Genomic DNA, 19,423 nt, shown 5'->3' with positions numbered 1-19,423 from the left:
TTCCCCCAAAGACTTGAAGATAGATCATGGATTGGTGAGCGCTCCCGTGACTGGAACAACGTTGAATATGGTTTTGCCTTCGCTGTTTACAATTCTACCTCCCCTTCCTGCTATTTTTCCGAAACTCCATAATAGATTCTGGCTAGTTGGACCTTCTATTCTAAATCTTATATCATAAGTCACGATTTTTAATTTCCCCTGTACTATTTGAGAGCTAATGATTCCGTTTAAGTTGTTATCTTCGCCGTAATGGGTGGATGCGCTTCGTGTTTTATACACCACCTCTGTAGCTATATATCTTTCTGTAAGAGATGAAAAGTATTTTTGAAGCGGATATACGGTAAAAAAAACTACAGAAGAGAACAAAATTATTTCGATCCCCAAAGAAACTAGTACTTCCACAAGTAAAAAGCCTTCCTTATGGGATTTAGAATGTACTCCCCATTTCAAAATTCATCCCTCCCAAGTAGACATTGGAGTAAATTTCAAATGCCAAACTCAAAATTATTACAGATAAAAATATTATAAGCACAGGTTCGATCATTTTCATAATTTTATCTGAAGCGCTTTTAAAAGATGAATAATAATAGTTTTCTAAGAAGTCAAATACCTCTTTATAATTTCCTTTCCTCTTTGAGACGCTCATTGTTAAAGAAAATTCTTTAACGTCTTTGATTTTTGAAAAAACCTCCGTAAGATCTTTCCCTTTTTCTATATCCAAATAGGCTGTTAAGAAAGTGGATGATATATACTGTGAATTCGTATTAGAAAGGACTATTTCTAAGGCGTTGTATATTGTGAGACCACTTTTTAAAAGTAAGTTAACGTTCCTTGTGAATTCATGAAGTATGTAATTCTTGTACAAGAACTTTAAAAACGGTATCTTTGTCCAAATAATGTCGTTCCACTTGCCTATCCAGAAAGTTATCAACCCGAAGAAGAAAAATATCAACAAACTTATCAACATGTAAGTTGATAAGTTGAGATTAATATCGTATCCTAAAAGAGTAGAAAACTGTGGAATAACCCAAAAATTTAGAAGAAAAAGCAAAACTAAAATTGATGAAAGGATTAGGAGTGGATAAATTAATGATTTTTCGGCGGTAGACTTGGAAAGTTTGACGTTGTTATAGTAATTTTTTAAATTGGATAAGTTTTTTCTTAAAATTAGCGTTGTCTTTGAGATGTTTATTGTATGCCTAAAGTAGTTATCTATTTCTGGAAAATCAAATGCTGTTTTGTAGTCTAATCCTTTTTTCACTAAAAAGTATCCTTTAAAAACGACGCCTCTTATGAACTTATCAACCTGTTCGTTGAAAACTAAAAATTCCATTGCTTCAAAGAGAGTCAAGCCCGAGTTTACAAGGAGGTACAGATTATCAACAAGGCTGCTCATTTGATCAGTATTGAATTTTTTAGTATCGAAATAAAAGTTATCAACATCAATGTTGATAACTCTAATATTGAGGTTAGTTAGAAGATCATAAATTTCTTCTTTATTTTTTACAAGTAATAGACATTCATATCTTTTATTTGATGATCTTTCCTCAATTTCCAACTTGTAAAGTTTTTTCACTTTTCCCCTTCTTTTTATGTTTTGAATTGTACCTTATTTTTTGATTTGATTTCTTCCATGATCAATTCGTAAAAGTATCTGCTTCTCATAACCTGAATAGATTTGTATAATCTTTGTATGGTTGAGGATTTGTGATAATTGTAGGGAGATTCATAGATTTCTATTTCTTCACCTTGATATTTTAATAATGAGTAGCAGGGTGTTCTTGAAAAGGAAGCGGTATTGTACCATCCTTGAAACGGTGGTCTAATACCAGGTAAAAGGGTAGAATAAAAAAGACTTTCTTGAATGGTGTTAATCTTTTTAGTTGATATTTCTTCAGTTTTTAAATTTATCAGTTCGATCTCTAAAGGAAAATTTAATTTGGTGTCTTCTTTTAATTGAAATTTATACTTTCCAAAATTTGAAGAAAGTTTGAGACAATTTTTTATGTTTCCAACAAAAAAGTAATCTTTGTCTAGGGTGTTTAAGTAAGGCTTTAAACTCTTTAAAGTTTGATGAAGGATCTTTTCTTTTTTGAGTTGAAAACAGGTGATACAAAATCCTGTGATACCATTTGTGATGATTGTATCGTAATAGGATAGATCTAAATCTTTCAAATTTTCAGCTGCTTTAATTCCTTGCCATCCAAATCCTCCACTTACTAAAATCATGATATTTTCTCCAAGATTTCTTCTTTTCTTTCTAAAACAGCTTTTCTCCCAGTATCTATTAAGGCTTGTGTTTGTGTGAAATCTAAAGTATTAAAGTCTTGTGTGGGCAATTCGATAAGTACGTTAGCAAACTTTTCCGTTAAATTATCGTATATATTTTCTCTTATTGAATCTATCCTATCAAAAGCTTGAGAGGCATTTTTTATTTCCTGGTATTTTATCTTCTTTGTTAAGAGTTTTAGGGCGATGATTTTATCTGCACCAAGTTTTTTAGCTGTTAGGATAGGTAGCTTTTCCAAGGATCCACCATCTATGTATTTGTTACCGTTTATTTTAACGGGCTTGAATGCACCAGGCATCGCCATACTAGCTTTTAAAGCCGGGAACAAAGGTCCTTCATCAAAGATTACCAAATCTCCACTTTCCATTTTTACGGTGGTACAATAGAATTTAATTTTCAAATCTTCAAAGGTAATATCTTTAAATACCTTTTTTAAAATATAAAAATAAAGAAAAGAGGGTAAAGTTGATGGAAGCAAGTTTGCACCAATGCACGTCAAAATAGGAGGTATTTTGCGCGATGCAGGTACTTTATTAATAAAAGTAGCTTTTTGTAACCTTAAAGCATATTCATATAGTAATTTGGAGTCCCCTAAAAGGGCATACCCAGCACCTACAAGTGCACCAATACTTGTACCAACAACGATATCAAATTTAATTCCCATTTTTTCAAGTTCTAACAGTGCTCCAACGTGGGCAGCACCTTTAGCCCCACCTCCAGATAAAGCTATCGCAAGCAATCTTAAACCTCCATAAAATTGCTTATGTGTTCTATCACTTCTTTTACCTTCTTAACATATTTTCCTCCGGCTTGTGCGAAAGTTGGTCCACCGCCTCCACCACCACCTAAATAGGAGGCTATTTTTCTTGCAATGTTTCCGGCGTGAAATTTTTTAGAGATGTCTTTGGATACCTTTACTACCAAACTTACTTGATCGTTGTTACTCTTGTTGAAAAGGATCACAACGCCTCTACCCAACTTTTGAAGTAGGATATCGGCTGTGTTGGCATGAACGTCTTTTTCCAAGTTTTCTAACTGAGCTACTACCACCTTTTCGCCTTCAATGATTTGTGGGGTTTGGGCTAATCTTTCTATATTTTTTGTGGCTAATTGAAATTGAAGTTGTTTAATTTCCTTTTCCTGATTTTTGATAGTTTTTAAGATGGATTCGATTTTATCTAGAATCTGATCCCTTGATGAATCCAACATGTTAGATAAATTAGTTATAATACTTTCCATTTCTGTAACATAGTTAAGGCTTTCAAAACCTGTAATAGCTTCTATTCTTCGAACTCCTGAAGAGATGGAAGATTCCTCCAGAATTTTGAAGATTCCTATTTCTCCTGTGTTGGAAACATGTGTGCCTCCACAGAGCTCTCTTGAGAAATCGTCTATTTCCACAATTCTTACCACTTCTCCGTATTTTTCTTCAAATAAGGCTATAACATCCATATTTTTTGCTTCTTCTAAGCTTTTTAGGTATATGTTTACAGGGATAGCTTTTTGTATTTGTTCGTTTACAAGGTATTCGATTTGCTTTATTTGATCTTGGGTCAAAGGTTCATAATGTGTGAAATCGAATCTTAATCTTTCCGGAGCTACATATGAACCAGCCTGCCTTATATGTTCTCCAATTACTTTTCTTAGTGCAGAATGTAAAAGATGTGTTGCCGTATGGTTTTTCTCTGTGGCTTTTCTCTTTTTTTCATCAACTTTTAGAAATACTCTTTCTCCGTTTTTTATACTGCCTTTTTTTATTTTTACTAGGTGAGATATTATCTCATTTCTTATAGGTGTAACATGTATAACTTCAGCTTGGAATGATTCATTGTAGATAATACCCTTATCAGAAACTTGCCCTCCCCTTTCTGCATAAAAAGGTGTTTTTGAGAAAAATAGTTCAATTTCTTCACCTTCTTGAGCTTGTTGGACAATACTGTCTCCTTTGAGTATAAGCTGGACTTCTTCAGTCGAACTTAGTTTATCATAACCAATAAATTCAGTTAGAGTCAAAAATTTATCGATTTCTTTGTAAATTTGTTTAGTTGTATCATACTCCACTTTACCCGAAGCTGCTCTTGCCATCTCTCTTTGTTTGTTCATCAGTTCTGTGAATTCTTTTTCATCAACTTCTATCCCTTTTTCGGATAATATCTCTTTTGTGAGATCCAAAGGAAATCCGTATGTATCGTAAAGTTCGAAAGCGATTTTTCCAGATAATGTGGCTTGGTTGTTTAAGTTTTGAATTATGTTGTTTAATCTTTCCATCCCTTTTTCCATCGTTTCAAAAAACTTTTCTTCTTCCATAGAGGAAATATCTTTAATTAAACCTTCTTTTTCGATAAGTTCCGGATAGATTTTTCCCATTTTTTTAATTACTGTTTCAAGAATACTGTTTAAAAATGGCCCTTTTGCTCCTAACAAAGCTCCGTGCCGTACAGCCCTTCTTATTAATCTTCTTAAAACATAGCCTCTTCCTTCATTTGATGGTATAATTCCTTCAGATATTAGAAATGCAATTGCTCTTGAATGATCAGCTATTACCTTTATTGATACATCTTTACCTTTATTTTCTCTGAATTTTACACCAAAGATTTGTTGTATTTCTTCTATTGTTTCCTTGAATAAATCGGAATCAAAATTATCATATTTACCTTGAGTAACTGCACAGATTCTTTCAAAACCCGCCCCAGTATCAATGTTTTTTCTTGGTAAAGGAGAAAGGTTTCCGTTTTCATCGGAATAATATTCAGTGAAAACTATGTTCCAAATCTCGACAAAACGCCCACAATCGCATGCAGGAGTACAGTTTTCTTGATCAGGGCAATTTTCGGTATACCCTGTGTCAAAGTATATTTCTGAACAAGGACCACATGGGCCGGTTGGACCCGCAGGTCCCCACCAGTTTTCTTCTTTACCGAATCTTAGTATTTTATTTTCCGGTATCTTGATATCGTCTTTCCAGATATTAAAAGCTTCATCATCGGTTTCATACACAGAAGCCCATAATTTTTCGGCTGGAAGTTCTAATTCTTCTGTTAAAAATTCCCAGGCCCATTTTATAGCCTCTTTTTTGAAATAATCCCCAAAAGAAAAGTTCCCTAACATCTCAAAAAAGGTGTGATGTCTGGGGGTTCTTCCAACATTTTCTATGTCGTTTGTCCTTAAACATTTTTGACACGTAGTTATTCTCGTATATGTGGGTTCAACTTTTCCCCAAAAGATTGGTTTAAAAGGGACCATTCCAGCCACTGTAAACAACAATTGGGGATCGTTGGGAATCAAAGAAGAACTAGGTAACCTTGTATGACCTTTTTTTTCAAAAAAATACAAGAACTTTTCCCTAATTTCATCAGAGGTGAAGTATTTCATATATTAAATCCTCCTAATTTTTTCAATTCATACTTGACTTTGAAAAATCTGAAACCTACTTTAAACCTTACTTCTAGGATTCGAAAATTTTTAAAATATCTCCATCATTCTTAGCTCCCCTTCACCCAAACATTAAGGGGTAAACCCCTTAAGATCCCCGAACACATTTGCTTCGCAAATAAGAATGAGGATGTTACTTCAGCATTATAAAGAACTATTTTGCACAAAGCTGCAAAAGGTAAACCCCTTAAGATCCCCGAACACATTTGTTTTGCAAATGAAAATATGGAAATTGTTTCTAAAGCATTATAAAGAACTATTTTGCACAAAGCTGCAAAAAGTCTCTGCTCTGTAACCCTTTTAAATCAGAATCTTATTTTTGAAAATCTTTTTATTTATAAAGGGACTGTTTTCTTTTTTTAACCTAATTAATATTTAACTACTAAATAAGCTGTATTATTATCTATAAGTATATTGTTGTTAATATTATTAAGCTCAGTTGCGGAAGGTGTACCATTCGTGTATTTTATTTTGATTTCTAAAGGGTTAGTCGAATCTAATTCTATATATTCTGGTTGAGAAGTTAAATAGCCCTCTAACAAGAGATCATTAATTGTTAATCCTTCTAGGTTGGGGTTATAAATACCATAGTTCATTACGGCAACTTGAACATTTTGCATTTCAGTTACTACTTTAATTGCGTTAGCTCGATTGATAAGTCCTCTAACTGATGGAATGGCAATACTTGCGAGGATCGAAATGATTCCCAAGACTATTAAAACCTCAACTAGTGTGAACCCTTCCTTAAATTTTTTGTTTTTCATTTTTTCCCCCTATATCCAAAGTATTCTCAACAAAAAATACCACATTGGGGTTACGATCAACAGACCATCAATTCTGTCGAGCATCCCCCCATGACCTGGTAGGATTTCCCCTGAGTTTTTTACATTATAATACCTTTTAATAGTTGATTCTGTTAGATCTCCAATGGTATCGAAGAAACCCACCATCAATGCAAAGATAATGGCCTGCAAAAAGGTTATTTTTTGAATAGCTCCAAAAAAAATCCCAATGGAATCAAATATAAGTATATAAGCAAAAGTGAAAAAGATGCCACCTAAAAATCCCTCCCAACTTTTTTTGGGTGAAAAATGTGGAGAAAGTTTATGTTTACCGAAACTCAATCCAAAAAAATATGCCCCAGCATCATAAGCCCATACTGCAGTTAATGCTAAAATCGCCATCCCTGGTCCATAGTTCAAATGAATCAAATAAAAGTTTGAAAGAAAAAAAGATACGTAGATAATGCTTAAAGCAGAAGATTCTATAAACCTTTTTGTGTATGTTATCTCTTTAACTAAAAGCATAATCGAAAATACAGACGCTACAAAAGCTAAGAAAAATATTCCTTCGCTTTCAAAAGGTAAAATTCCTCTATATTCAGCCTCTAAAGAGAATCCATATATAAGACTGGATGTTCCTACAATAAAAGTTAGTAAAAGCTTGATGAAACTATTTTTGACATCGCTTGTAAATAGTTCAATCAATTCAAAGGAAGCTAACATCACTATTGTTGTAACCAATCCTAAAAGGGTGGGATATGTTAGATAAGAAAAAATAACTATTGGTCCAATAATTACACCTGATAATACTCTTGTCCAAAGTTCTTTTTTATTCAATAGTTTTCCCCCATATCTTTGAATAATATAGCTCTTAGAAACTCTACAACTTTCTTTAGCTTTTTTGCACAAATCAGCAAAAGTGCTATGCCTTGTGACCCTTTTAAAATCAAGGTCTTATTTTTGAAAATCTTTTTATTTCTAAAGTGCCTACAACTTACTCGATAATTATACCGCCAAAGCGTCTTTCTCTTTTAGCATAATCTAAAAGGGCGTTTAGGTAATCATTATAAGAAAAATCAGGCCATAAAGTTTCTGTAAAGTACAGTTCGGAATAAGCAGATTGCCAAAGTAAGAAGTTACTTAATCTTTGTTCACCTGCGGTTCTTATTATTAAATCAGGATAAGGAACATCCGGTAAATAAAGGTTGTTGTCTATATCTTCTTTTGTAACTGTTGTCTTTTTATCTTCCAAAATTTTATTAACTGTATCTAAAATCTCTTGCCTCCCACTGTAATTCAAGGCAAGGATCAAATTGAAATCTTCATTATTTTTACTTATGTCTTCAATTTCTTTGCAAGTATTTATAAGACTTTCTGGTAGTTTGTTAATTCTTCCTAAAAATCTTACATTTACACCATTTTCTATAATTCGTTTAAGGTTATTTTCAAAGTATCTTATGAATAATTCGAATAAAAATTCTATCTCATTTTGTGGCCTTTTCCAATTTTCTTCTGAAAAGGTGTATAAGGTAAGATAATTAATTCCAAATTCTTTAGACCACTCGATAACCTTTTGAGCGATTTCAGCACCCTTTTGATGACCATAGTTTCTATCAAATCCACTTTTAGTTGCCCATCTTCCATTTCCATCCATAATTATACCAACATGAGTTGGTACCTTCGAAAGTTTCATATTTTATTTTCCACCTTTATGACTCCATAATCTCTTTTTCTTTCCTTTGGAATATTTTTTCTGCTTCTTCTTCTTTTTCTTTCAAGATATCTTGGATTTCGTCTTCAATTTTTTTTGCTTCATCCTCACTTAAAGAGCTATCGTTTTTTGTTTCTTTAACCTTTTTTATATCGTCTCTTCTTATGTTTCTTAAGGCCACTTTTGTTTCTTCTAGCATCTCTTTTACAGCTTTTACTAATTTTCTTCTTTCTTCAATAGTGGGATTTGGAAAAGACACCCTTACTACGTTACCATCATTTATAGCGTGAAAACCAAAATTAGAAGCGTTTATTGCTTTTTCTATGGATTCAAGCATCTTTTTATCCCATGGGGTGATCACAACGGTTCTTTCTTCTCCAACAGTTAAGGTTGCCACCTGGTTGATGGGAGTGGGCACACCATAGTAATCTACTTTTATGTCCTCAAAAATAGCGGTAGTAGGTCTTCCTGTTCTTACTCTTTTTAATTCGTCCTCGAAATGTTCAATAGTTTTTTTCATTTTATCTTCTGCTTCCTTCGCATAAGAACTTTTCTTTGCCATGGCTTCACCTCCGTAGAAAAACTTTAGATATGTTTTTATGCATAGATAAAACGTGATTCAGAAAATATTATATCACACCGAAGGGTTTTTCTAATATGATATAATTAAAAGTAAAAAAACACGAAAAGGGGTGAATTTTTATGAAAAAACATCTTATTGTAACTATTTTTGTTGTTTTGTCTATACTCTTTTTTTCAGCAGATTTAATTTCATCTTATCAGGATAGTTACATATTATCCAACAACTATTTGACAACTGGAATTTCCAAAGAAAATGGATATATCACCTTTTTTAAAAGTAATGAAGCGGCCCAAAGTCTTTTTAAAAACCACAAGATTCTAATTTCTGGCGTAGATTTCCAAAACAGCGTCATAGAAACTTCAAAATATTCAATCTCTTTCATTTATGATCAAAACGACTTCAAAGTGGTGAATACTTATACATTACAAGAGAAAAATCTCTTACTGAGTACTAGGATAACTAACAAAACGGAAACAAAAAAAAGAATCCAATTGAATGAAATAATAGATTACTCAGATACATTTCCTTTTTTTATAAAATCAAAGGTTTTAAATAACTATGTTTTACTTCTTCAACAAGATTATGGGAGCTTTGGATATTTCCCGGTTTATGATCAAACATTTCAAAGAGTTATAGCGAGCAATCAGATGGGTACAAGTATCTCATTTTTTGTCCTTGAACCTGGGGATGCTCTTGAATTTACAAGAGTTATAACGGTTGGTGAAAGTGTTAGCGAAATAGAAAAACAATATTACGATAAATTTGGTATTGATTATACAACAATCGAAAAAAATATAATATTGAGCAATGAAAAGTCCGCTAAGGGTATGAGGGTTGTTTTAGAAGATAAATTGGGAACGATTCAAGATGTCCAACTTGTTGATGAAAAAGGAAAAGCAAAATTTTATCTACCTTACGAGGAAGATTATGAGGATTTCCAAGTTAAGGTAGATTTTGGAAGTTTGAAAACCGAATCTGTCTCTCTTTTAGGGTCAGAAGATCTTTTGGTTCAGGTCCCAGAAAATTACTTTTTCTTTAAGCCTTTTCTCACTGATAAAAGGGAAGATGGTGTGATTATCAATTTCAGGATGGCTGTTCCTGCTAGATCAAATGTAGAAGTTTATGATTCAGGCAGTGAAATCATGGTATTTGAAATAACAAACAAATTTCCTTTAGAATACCATTACATAGAACTTTCTGGTTTGCAACCTAATTCTTTCTATGAATATGTGATAAATGTTGAGGATACTTATACTCTCAATGACGTCAAGACAGAAAAAAAGGCTTTTAAAACCAAGCATTTAGATGAAGATATTGATACTTTTCGATTTATAGTTTATGGAGATACCCAAATCTATGACGAAAGACACGCTTACATTGTTAATAGAATTGTAGAGGATTCTGATCTAAATACAGCATTTATTCTCAAACCAGGAGATCACACGGAAGAAGGCACATCAGAGAAGAGTTGGAGTATATTTTTTGAATCTGCATATCCCTTAAGTTCTCAAATTCCATATTACATGGTTTTAGGTAATCACGAGAGAAACAGTATACTTTATTATAGGGCATTCGAACTTCCGAGTGGAGGGGGAGATTATTCCAAGAGATGGTACTCTTTTGACTATGGAAACTCACATTTTGTCATCTTAGATTCTAATATTTTAGAATCTTCAAATCTATATGAAAAACAAATGAAATGGTTGGAAGAAGATCTTAAAAACAATAATGATAAAAAGTTTATCTTCGTGGCTTTTCATCATCCTTTTTGGACGACAGCTACGGAGTATGGCAACATGGAAGAAAACCTTCCAAACGGTCATTTCAACACAAAAAATTGGCTGCCTATATTTGAAAAGTATGGTGTTGATGTTGTAATAAACGGGCATATACATGCTTACGAAAGGCATTTCAAGGATGGAATTATGTTTATAACCAGTGGTGGGGGAGGGGCTAAACTAAATACAAATCATGGAGCAGATCCATTACCCTGGCATGTAAAGCATGTGCTTGGAAAACTTCACTACGTTATTTTTGATGTTTATGAAGATTCTATCAAGGTTACGGTAAAAGCAGTAGCGAGGGTTGATAATCCTCTTTTCCCGAACCAATACACTCCAATTGATGAAGTAATTGATGAATTCTACATATACAAAAAATGAAAGAGGGATACTTCCCTCTTTTTCATAATCTTACTAAACCTGAAAATCCCATAAAAGCCATGGACAGAAGTCCAGCTGTTATTAGCGCTAAAGCGGTACCTTGGAAAGGTTTTGGGACGTTATTTAGTTGCACTTTTTCTCTTATTGAAGAAAATATTATTAATGCCAGAGAAAACCCCAATCCAGAGGCAAAAGAGTTTATCAAGCTTTCGACGAAGGTGTAATTATTTTGTATGTTTAACAATGCGATTCCCAAAATTGCACAGTTAGTTGTTATAAGGGGTAAGTATATTCCCAAAGCTTCATAAAGGGCTGGGCTTGATTTTTTAATAAAAAACTCAACAAATTGAACAAGTACAGCAATTACAAGAATAAACACGATTGTTTTTAAAAATTCTAACCCAAGTATAATTAGTATCTGATTTAAGAACCAAGTTATTACTCCAGCTATCGTCATGACAAAAATTACTGCGATAGACATTCCAACAGCGGAACTCTTGCTTCTAGAAACTCCTAAAAAAGGGCAAATACCCAAAAATCTAGTTAAAATAATATTGTTAACTAAAGCGGCTGAAATAAACAGAAGGATAAGATTCATTTTTTAACACCTGCCTTCTTCTTTTTGTTCTCTCTGCTTATACCTATCGAATTGAACATTCCAAGTAAAAGTCCTAAAGTTATGAATGCACCAGGTGGAAGTATGAAAAGGTATAAATTAAATGCTTCTCCCCAAATAGGGAAACCAAATATTGTTCCGTTACCCAATAATTCTCTTACCGATCCCAATAATACGAGGGCGCCTGTAAAACCTAAACCGATTCCCAAGGCATCAAATATGGAATCTAAGACCCCGTTTTTCGATGCAAAAGATTCTGCCCTTCCCATTATGATACAGTTCACAACTATCAAAGGTATAAATATTCCCAAAGTCTGCCATAATTCGTAAGTTAGTCCGTGCATTATGAGATCTATCATTGTTACAAAAGAAGCTATGACCACAATATAAATAGGTATTCTTATCTTTTTGGGAACTATTTTTCTGATTAAAGAAATGACGATGTTCGACATCGTTAAGACCGATAAGGTGGCTATTCCCATACCTAAACCATTCTGTGCGCTTGTGGTTGTAGCTAAAGTAGGGCACATTCCTAACACCTGAACAAAGACGGGATTGTTTTTTATTAAACCGTTAGTAAAATTTTTTAAATCAGCCATCTTTTCACATCACCCCTTCCTCTTTTAAAAATTCTACAGCTGCGTTAATAGAATCTGCGACCGCTCTAGGAGTAATTGTTGCACCGGTCATTACATCACTAATTTTTATTACACCTTGTTCTTTGTAAGCATCTATCGAATTAGCCGAGACAGTCACGCCGGCGTCTTTATCAACTTTTACACTTGCATTTAAACCAGATTCTGGAATCAAGCTAAATCGCTTTTTCACAGATTCTTCAGAAATTCGTGCTCCTAGTCCTGGAGTTTCTTGGGAATAATTTATTACTTCTATTTTATTCAAAGCAAGTTGATCATCATCTTTTTTGATGAACGAAATAACGCTAACTACATCTCCTCCGTAGCCTACCCCCGAAACTGTCATGGCATAAATTTCGGTGTTATTTTCAGTAAATTTATAAACCGGGGAATAGACTTTTGCGTTTTTTTGACTTACGTATAAAACTCCATTTTGATCTGCTTTCCATATATATTTTTCTAATTGTTCTTCGTTGGTAGGAATATTAGAAACTAAATATTCACCCGTATTTGCATCTTTTAACACTTCTTCTATTGCGGATAATGTATTATTGAATTCGGATTGTGCTATCATCGGATTGACAAAATTGTACACAACAGACACTAAAAGGCCGGCAGCAACCATAAAAGCGGCTAAGATTAAACCTGTTTTTATATATTCACGCATGTTTTATCTCCCCTTTGGTTGTTCTATACACCTGAACAAAAACGGGGTTGTTTTTTATTAAACCGTTAGTAAAGTTTTTTATAATAGTCATCTTTTCACATCACCCCTTCCTCTTTTAAAAATTCTACAGCTGCGTTAATAGAATCTGCGACCGCTCTAGGAGTAATTGTTGCACCGGTCATTACATCACTAGTTTTTATTACACCTTGTTCTTTGTAAGCATCTATCGAATTAGCCGAGAAAGTCACGCCGGCGTCTTTATCAACTTTTACACCTGCATTTAAACCAGATTCTGGGATCAAGCTAAATCTTTCTTTCACAGATTCTTCGGCGATTTTGTCCCCTAGTCCTGGAGTTTCTTGCGAATAATCTATTACTTCTATTTTATTCAAAACAATTTGACCATCATCTTTTTTGATAAAAGAAATAACGCTAACTACGTCACCTCTATAACCCACTCCAGAAACTGTCATGACATAAATTTCATTTTTATTTTCGGAAAACTTATAAACAGGAGAATAGATTTTTGCGTTTTTTTGACTTACGTATAAAACTCCATTTTGATCTGCTTTCCATATATACTTTTCTAATTGTCTTTTGCTATTAGGAATATTAGAAACTAAATATTCACCTGAATCAGCTTCTTTTAACACTTCTTCTATTGCTGACAAGGTATTATTGAATTCATATTGTACTGTCGTTGAATTCGTAGAATTGTACACAATAGGTACTAACAGTCCAACAGCAATAATAACAACGGCTAAAATTAAACCTATTTTTGCATGTTTTTTCTCGCTTTTGGATGTTCCATATATTTTTGGTTTTAGCCAATCATCTATCAAAGGAACAAATGCATTCATGATAAGGATTGAAAAAGAAACACCTTCAGGATAACTGCCAAAGAATCTTATGATCATGGTCAAAACACCTGCTCCCATTCCGAAAACAAGCTGGCCGTTTACAGACATTGGAGAAGTAACCATATCCGTCGCCATGAACAAAGCACCTAAGATCAAGCCCCCTGCTAAAAGATGGAACAAAGGAGTTCCAAATTTAGTGGGATCAACCATATAAAAGATAGAGCTAAAAATTAAGACCGTTCCTATATAGGATACGGGGATCATCAATTTAATTCTGCCTTTTACGACTAGATATATGAAACCAATAATTAAAGCTAAAGCACTAACTTCTCCGATAGAACCAGGAATTGTCCCGATGAACATATCCCAGTAGGTATAATTTTGGAGTACTGTGTTCATTCCCTCCTGTGAAATTATTCCTAAAGGTGATGCAGAAGTAATAATATCGGGGTTTTGGTAATAAAAAGGTACATACCATGTAGTCATAGCGGTTGGGAAAGATATCACCATAAAGGCTCTTCCAACCAATGCGGGGTTAAAAAAGTTTTGACCTAAACCCCCAAAGACTTGTTTTGCCAAGATTATCGCAACTATCACTCCCAACATAATTTGCCACCAGTTCACTGCTAAGGATAGGTTCATACCCAAGAGTAATCCAGTAACAGATGCAGAAAAATCGGGGATATGATCTTTTTGCTTCCTTATAAAACGAACGATCGAAAAATCCAACATTTCAGCAAAAACCATAGAAAATAACATGATGAAAAGGGCTCGAAAACCAAAGATCCATGTTGAAACAATAACAGCAGGTATCAATGATATCAAAACATCGATCATAATTTTTCGGGTGGTATTGGTAGTTCGAAAATGGGGTGCCGCTTCAGTGCTAAGTTTCAACTCAAACCCTCCTTCTTTGAATGGCTTTTATAACCTTTTTTGTTGTCTTGAATGTTTTAACTAGCTCTATATTTGATGGGCAAATATACGAACAAGCGCCACATTCTATACAATCCATAATTCCATTTTCTTGTGCTATGTCGTTTTTCCTAGCATCAGCAAGTTTTTTTAGATAATAAGGTTGAAGTCCTATAGGGCATGCTTTAACACATGAGGCGCATCTAATGCATGGATATTCATGTTTTTGTGGTATCTCTTCTTTTGTTAAAACGGTTATTGCATTATTTCCCTTAAATGTTGGTAAATCAACATTGGGTAAAGGTAGTCCCATCATTGGACCTCCGTAGATTATTCTGTCGATCTTTTCCTCTTCGACAAGTTCTACATGATTTAAGAGGTCTGAAACCTTAGTCCCAATTCGAAACCAATAGTTACCAGGTTTTTTAACTCCCCCGCTCAAAGTGATCCCACGTTCGACTAAAGGTTTCCCGTTGATTACTGCATCATAAATTGCATAAGTAGTGGAAACGTTAAAAACTAATACGCCTGCATCTATAGGTAATCCTCCTGAAGGGACTTCTCTTTTAGTGATAGCTTTGATTAATTGTTTTTCAGCACCCTGAGGATATTTTGTTTTTAAAATTGCAACCTTGATATTTTCTTTTTTTAAAGCATTTTCCATAATTTTTATTGCTTCAGGTTTGTTCTCTTCAATACCTACATAAATTTTTTGTGGATTAACTACGTATTCTATAATTTTTATTCCTTTTATGATTTCTTCTGTATATTCTCTCATCATCATATCATCGACAGTTATGTATGGTTCACATTCTGCTCCATTGATTATTAAATACTCTACTTTTTTATTTGTGGGCACACTTAATTTTACATGAGATGGGAACATTGCTCCCCCTAATCCCACAATACCAGCTTTTTTAACAATGTTGATTACTTCTTCCTTAGGGAACTTTTTAAAATTCTCATCGTGTTCAATATATTCCCAAACATCTTCCGAAGTTCGTTTTATAACAATTGCGTTATCCTTTCTTCCTGTAGAGGCATTTATAAATGATTCAATCCCAACAACTTCTCCGGTAACAGAAGAATGTATATTTGCTGAAATACTACCAGTGGCCTCTGCTACCAATTGCCCTGTTTTCACTTGGTCTCCTTCTTTTACGATTGGCTTTGCGGGTGCTCCAAGATGGTTAGTTGCAAATAGGTATACAAAATCGGGTAAAGGCAGTTTTTCAAAAGGCTTATCTTTTGTAAAATGTTTTTTCTCGGGCGGATGCACGCCACCTTTAAAAGTTAATATTGGCACAAGGAAACCTCCTTTTTATTTTTTAAGGAACTTATGATTGAAAATCTATGTTAGTAACGAAAATTCCAAAGTTCAAGAAACCATCGATAATTATTATAGCACGAATGATTGTTCTAATTTCAACGACTTATAAAGTTTCCAAAAAAATTATTACATTTATGTATATTAATTGTTTTTTCATATTCATTTAATATTGTCAAGCTATAATATTTAACAGAGAAATAACTATTTGTTTTAAATTAGGATACTTTTTTAAAAGCTTCTCTATGATTTTATCATATAATTTCTTCATTTTTTTATTCTAATTTTTTAATAGAAGGTGAGTTTTTATGATAGAAAATGACAAAAGTGTGGACCTTGAATCGAAAAGTCGAGATTTTTCACAAATCGATAAAAGCTCAAACATGAAAAAATATTCTTTATCTTTAACTATTAAAAAGAGTCCTAATGTACTCACTAATGAAATATTAAGAAAAATCAAAAAAAAGCTAGCTAAAGATAAGAGCACAGTAACCTTTGAAGAAATTGATGAATCTATACCTAGCCAAATGCGTGAGGATTTTACGTTAGAATTTTTAATAACGTTTTACAATGAATTAAAAAAATCTAATATTTCAGTAGTAGACGGCTCTTCAGGTAATTTCTGTGAAGAGGATGAAGAAAAAGAGTTAGAGGTCAACGAAGAGTTTAAAGATTCTGAAGAATACGAAGAGATTTTCGAAGATTTTTCCGATGTTGAAGTCGAGATGTGTGATAATATTTCGTTGCAAGATCCGATTAAAATATATCTGAAAGAGATTAGTAAGAGCAAATTATTAACCCCTTCAAGAGAAAGAAAACTAGCAAGAAGGGCGCAAATGGGAGATAAAAGAGCCAGAGAGGAACTTATAAAAGCTAATCTTCGATTAGTTATTAGCATCGCAAAAAGGTATGTTGGTCATGGATTAGGTTTTTTGGATCTCATACAAGAAGGAAATATTGGTTTGATGAAAGCTGTTGCTAAGTTTGATTGGAAAAAGGGTTACAAATTCTCTACTTATTCTTATTGGTGGATACGACAGGCTATAACAAGAGCGATTGCTGATCAAGGAAGGACTGTAAGAATCCCAGTTCATTTGGTAGAAACGATAAATAGAATGAATAGGGTGGTAAATAAGTATGTTCAAGAAAATGGTGAAGTGCCTGATTTAGAAGAACTTTCTGCTTTGATGGACAAGCCGGTAGATAAGATGAAAGAGGTATTAATTAGTGCCAAGAACATATTCTCCTTAAATGCACCAATTTCTAACGATGTAGATGCGGAAGGTGAAACCGAGGTACTCGATTTTATTGATTCTGATTCACCTACCCCCGATGAAGAGGGGAGAAAGATGATTATTCGTCAAAAAATGGAAATGATCATTGATACGCTTTCGCCTAAAGAAGCCATGATATTAAAAATGAGATACGGCTTCGTAGATGGGAAACAAAAAACGCTTGAAGAAGTTGGAGAATTTTTTAACGTGACAAGAGAAAGAATAAGGCAGATAGAGTCCAAATCTATTAGGAAGTTAAAACATCCTGCTAGAAAAAAGATGATAGAAAATATTATGCAGGAATATTAGAAGTGCTTTTTAAGTCTCAAACCTATTGACAAGGTCATTGATAGTTGATATAATTACTAAGGATTCGAAAAATGAGACGATACCAATGGCCCCATAGGATAACGGCTAGTCCATTGGATTCTCAGTCCAAGAGTCAGGGTTCGATTCCCTGTGGGGCTGCCAGAAATAAATATCGGGTAGGAGATAGATAAACTTTTATTAATCTTCTACCCGATTAAATTTAGTAATTTTAATATAAAGTAATTTGGTTTAAGACAAGACTTAATCACAATTTTTCTGTGGGAATTGTTCCGCATTCAAGAACATGATTGAAAATATTAAAAGAACTATCAACAGCTGATTTCAATGTATAACCTTTTATGATACTACTCATAAAATTAGCTTCAAAAGCTGATACCGCCTCTTCAAAGTACTTTTTTTCTTTAACTTTAACTTCGTATATTTTTCCATCAAAAGATATCACATCTTTCGTTATAATTATCTTATTATCAACTTTTAAATTGCTGATTTTTTCTTTTAATTCTCTATAATCCTTTTTAGAGCTCAAAAAAAGATAATCACATGTAAATTTATCAATTTCATCCAGATATAAATCCCGTATATCAACAAATATTCTTCTTTTTACCTTAGTTAAATCAATTATCTTTTTGTTCCAGGATTTGTAAACTATAAAAAGATTTTTGATGTTGTACAGGTATTCGGTAATGAATTCTGGTTCTACTTTTAAATTAGCATCACGATAATCAAAGTATTCTTTATCTTCTTCTATATTTCTAACTTTTCTTGTATTTCCTCCAGGCTTGTCCATCCAAATAATAGGAATTTCTTTTGATTGAAATATTTTAAGTATTAATTCAATATATTCATCACAACTTAAAAAATCAAATATCGATGGTTTGAGATGAAAATAATCATTCAAATAAGTAGCAACCCTTCCTCCTGGTCCTGCTACCTGAGTTGTTATTTTAATATTATCTTTTATTTTCTTTATAATGTGTTCGATTTCTATACCACCTAAAATACCAATATCAGGAAGATTTTCTCTACTGATTATGGAAAGAGTTTGCTCTTGATATTGGTAAACGGTTTTCAATTACTTTTCCTCCAATCCTGTTCCCTTTTAAAATCATTATTTATTTTTTGAAAAAGGTCTTATTTGTAAAGTGCCTAAATTTGAACTAATTGTCAATGTAAGTAATTTTAATTATTTATGACCATTCTTTGAGGGGTAAATTACTACTTTTCTATAAGGTTCTAACCCCATAGAGACGGTGTGTAATCTTGGATAATTATAATTTATGTACTTATGAATTATTTTCCTTTCAAAAGAAAACATTGGGGCTAATTCTACCTTTTCATTTGTCATTATTGCCTTTTTAGCAGCATTGTCAGCTATTAGTTCTAGGTTTTTTTTCCTATTTCTTCTATAATCTCCTACATCCAACTTAACATCACATTTGGTGTCTGTCATTCTATTGACGTAAATCATGGTTAAATGCTGTAGAGCTCCAAGGTTCCGCCCTTGTTTTCCTATTACTTTACCTAAGTTTTCCCCTTCTAAAAAGATTTTCAATGTCTTATTATAATAATTTATATTGATATCAACATCTTCCTCAAAATAGGAAAGTATATTTTTCAAGAAATCTTTTACTCTATTTACGAGATACTTTTCATTAGGATAAGCTTCGATGATGAGAGGCTTTTTACCTATTCCAAAAATAAATCCCTTGGAAGGTTCTTGAATAACCTTATAAGAAATCTCATCGATACATGAGGCTTTAAAATTTGCTTTTGCTTTTTCTAAAACCGATTCTAAATCAGTTCCTTCAAATTTTGTCGTACCTTGTAATTTAAGCAATT

General features: G+C 33.2%; 18 protein-coding genes, 1 tRNA gene and 1 pseudogene. 3 read left to right on the top strand and 17 right to left on the bottom strand.

Annotation, left to right across the window (positions count from 1 at the left end; all coding sequences use genetic code 11):
• Positions 1-24: 24 nt before the first annotated feature.
• The 9 genes from AD60_RS03350 to frr form a co-directional block, all read right to left on the bottom strand.
• Positions 25-450: a hypothetical protein gene (locus AD60_RS03350; RefSeq protein ID WP_103927323.1), complete on the bottom strand. Its 426-nt coding sequence runs from the start codon at positions 448-450 to the stop codon at positions 25-27.
• Positions 428-1,576, bottom strand: a complete 1,149-nt coding sequence (locus AD60_RS03345; RefSeq protein ID WP_103927322.1) for a type II secretion system F family protein — start codon at positions 1,574-1,576, stop codon at positions 428-430. The genes AD60_RS03350 and AD60_RS03345 overlap by 23 nt, the downstream gene beginning before the upstream one ends.
• A gap of 14 nt (positions 1,577-1,590) precedes the next feature.
• Complete coding sequence (locus AD60_RS03340) at positions 1,591-2,229, bottom strand: hypothetical protein (RefSeq protein ID WP_103876796.1); 639 nt, start codon at positions 2,227-2,229, stop codon at positions 1,591-1,593.
• Positions 2,226-3,029 (bottom strand): patatin-like phospholipase family protein, encoded by an 804-nt coding sequence (locus tag AD60_RS03335; RefSeq protein WP_103876797.1) that lies wholly within the window; start codon positions 3,027-3,029, stop codon positions 2,226-2,228. Before AD60_RS03335 ends, AD60_RS03340 begins: the two co-directional genes overlap by 4 nt.
• Positions 3,030-3,031: 2 nt before the next feature.
• Positions 3,032-5,662 (bottom strand): alanine--tRNA ligase, encoded by a 2,631-nt coding sequence (alaS, locus tag AD60_RS03330; protein WP_103876798.1) that lies wholly within the window; start codon positions 5,660-5,662, stop codon positions 3,032-3,034.
• 428 nt (positions 5,663-6,090) lie between these two features.
• The gene (locus tag AD60_RS03325; protein ID WP_103876799.1) at positions 6,091-6,486 is read right to left on the bottom strand and encodes a prepilin-type N-terminal cleavage/methylation domain-containing protein; all 396 of its coding nucleotides are present in this window, start codon (positions 6,484-6,486) and stop codon (positions 6,091-6,093) included.
• A 9-nt stretch (positions 6,487-6,495) separates the two neighbouring features.
• Positions 6,496-7,341, bottom strand: a complete 846-nt coding sequence (locus AD60_RS03320; RefSeq protein ID WP_158248360.1) for a phosphatidate cytidylyltransferase — start codon at positions 7,339-7,341, stop codon at positions 6,496-6,498.
• A gap of 157 nt (positions 7,342-7,498) precedes the next feature.
• Positions 7,499-8,197 (bottom strand): polyprenyl diphosphate synthase, encoded by a 699-nt coding sequence (gene uppS, locus AD60_RS03315; protein ID WP_103876801.1) that lies wholly within the window; start codon positions 8,195-8,197, stop codon positions 7,499-7,501.
• A 16-nt stretch (positions 8,198-8,213) separates the two neighbouring features.
• Entirely contained in the window at positions 8,214-8,777 is a 564-nt protein-coding gene (gene frr, locus AD60_RS03310) for a ribosome recycling factor (protein WP_103876802.1), read from the bottom strand.
• A 140-nt stretch (positions 8,778-8,917) separates the two neighbouring features.
• On the opposite strand from frr, the gene AD60_RS03305 reads away from it, so the two are divergent.
• Complete coding sequence (locus AD60_RS03305) at positions 8,918-10,960, top strand: metallophosphoesterase (protein WP_103876803.1); 2,043 nt, start codon at positions 8,918-8,920, stop codon at positions 10,958-10,960.
• 22 nt (positions 10,961-10,982) lie between these two features.
• Here AD60_RS03305 and rsxA read toward each other — a convergent pair whose 3' ends face one another.
• The 6 genes and pseudogenes from rsxA to rsxC all read right to left on the bottom strand — a co-directional run bounded on the left by rsxA (position 10,983) and on the right by rsxC (position 15,959).
• A complete protein-coding gene (gene rsxA / locus AD60_RS03300; protein WP_103927321.1) occupies positions 10,983-11,558 on the bottom strand; it encodes an electron transport complex subunit RsxA in 576 nt (191 codons plus the stop codon).
• Positions 11,555-12,175, bottom strand: coding sequence for an electron transport complex subunit RsxE (gene rsxE / locus AD60_RS03295; RefSeq protein WP_103927320.1), 621 nt, complete (start codon positions 12,173-12,175; stop codon positions 11,555-11,557). The genes rsxA and rsxE overlap by 4 nt, the downstream gene beginning before the upstream one ends.
• 4 nt (positions 12,176-12,179) lie before the next feature.
• On the bottom strand, positions 12,180-12,878 hold the full coding sequence (locus tag AD60_RS03290; RefSeq protein ID WP_103927319.1) for an RnfABCDGE type electron transport complex subunit G: 699 nt from the start codon (positions 12,876-12,878) through the stop codon (positions 12,180-12,182).
• A gap of 95 nt (positions 12,879-12,973) precedes the next feature.
• Positions 12,974-13,351 carry an FMN-binding protein gene (locus AD60_RS10695; protein WP_370445630.1) on the bottom strand — a complete coding sequence of 126 codons (378 nt, stop codon included), beginning with the start codon at positions 13,349-13,351 and terminating at the stop codon, positions 12,974-12,976.
• 321 nt (positions 13,352-13,672) lie between these two features.
• Positions 13,673-14,635: pseudogene (locus tag AD60_RS10690) on the bottom strand (RnfABCDGE type electron transport complex subunit D); the annotation flags it as partial.
• Position 14,636: 1 nt separating this feature from the next.
• The gene (rsxC, locus tag AD60_RS03280; RefSeq protein ID WP_103927317.1) at positions 14,637-15,959 is read right to left on the bottom strand and encodes an electron transport complex subunit RsxC; all 1,323 of its coding nucleotides are present in this window, start codon (positions 15,957-15,959) and stop codon (positions 14,637-14,639) included.
• A gap of 329 nt (positions 15,960-16,288) precedes the next feature.
• On the opposite strand from rsxC, the gene AD60_RS03275 reads away from it, so the two are divergent.
• Entirely contained in the window at positions 16,289-17,563 is a 1,275-nt protein-coding gene (locus AD60_RS03275; protein WP_103066969.1) for an RNA polymerase sigma factor RpoD/SigA, read from the top strand.
• A gap of 87 nt (positions 17,564-17,650) precedes the next feature.
• Positions 17,651-17,725: transfer RNA gene (locus AD60_RS03270), tRNA-Glu, on the top strand.
• 103 nt (positions 17,726-17,828) lie between these two features.
• Here AD60_RS03270 and AD60_RS03265 read toward each other — a convergent pair.
• Together AD60_RS03265 and jag are read right to left on the bottom strand one after the other, a co-directional pair.
• Complete coding sequence (locus AD60_RS03265) at positions 17,829-18,656, bottom strand: hypothetical protein (protein ID WP_103927316.1); 828 nt, start codon at positions 18,654-18,656, stop codon at positions 17,829-17,831.
• A gap of 111 nt (positions 18,657-18,767) precedes the next feature.
• Positions 18,768-19,421 carry an RNA-binding cell elongation regulator Jag/EloR gene (jag, locus tag AD60_RS03260; RefSeq protein WP_103927315.1) on the bottom strand — a complete coding sequence of 218 codons (654 nt, stop codon included), beginning with the start codon at positions 19,419-19,421 and terminating at the stop codon, positions 18,768-18,770.
• Positions 19,422-19,423 lie beyond the last annotated feature (2 nt).

Source organism: Petrotoga sp. SL27, assembly GCF_002924605.1.
Classification (GTDB): domain Bacteria; phylum Thermotogota; class Thermotogae; order Petrotogales; family Petrotogaceae; genus Petrotoga; species Petrotoga sibirica.
This window is presented reverse-complemented; position numbering and strand designations above follow the sequence as displayed.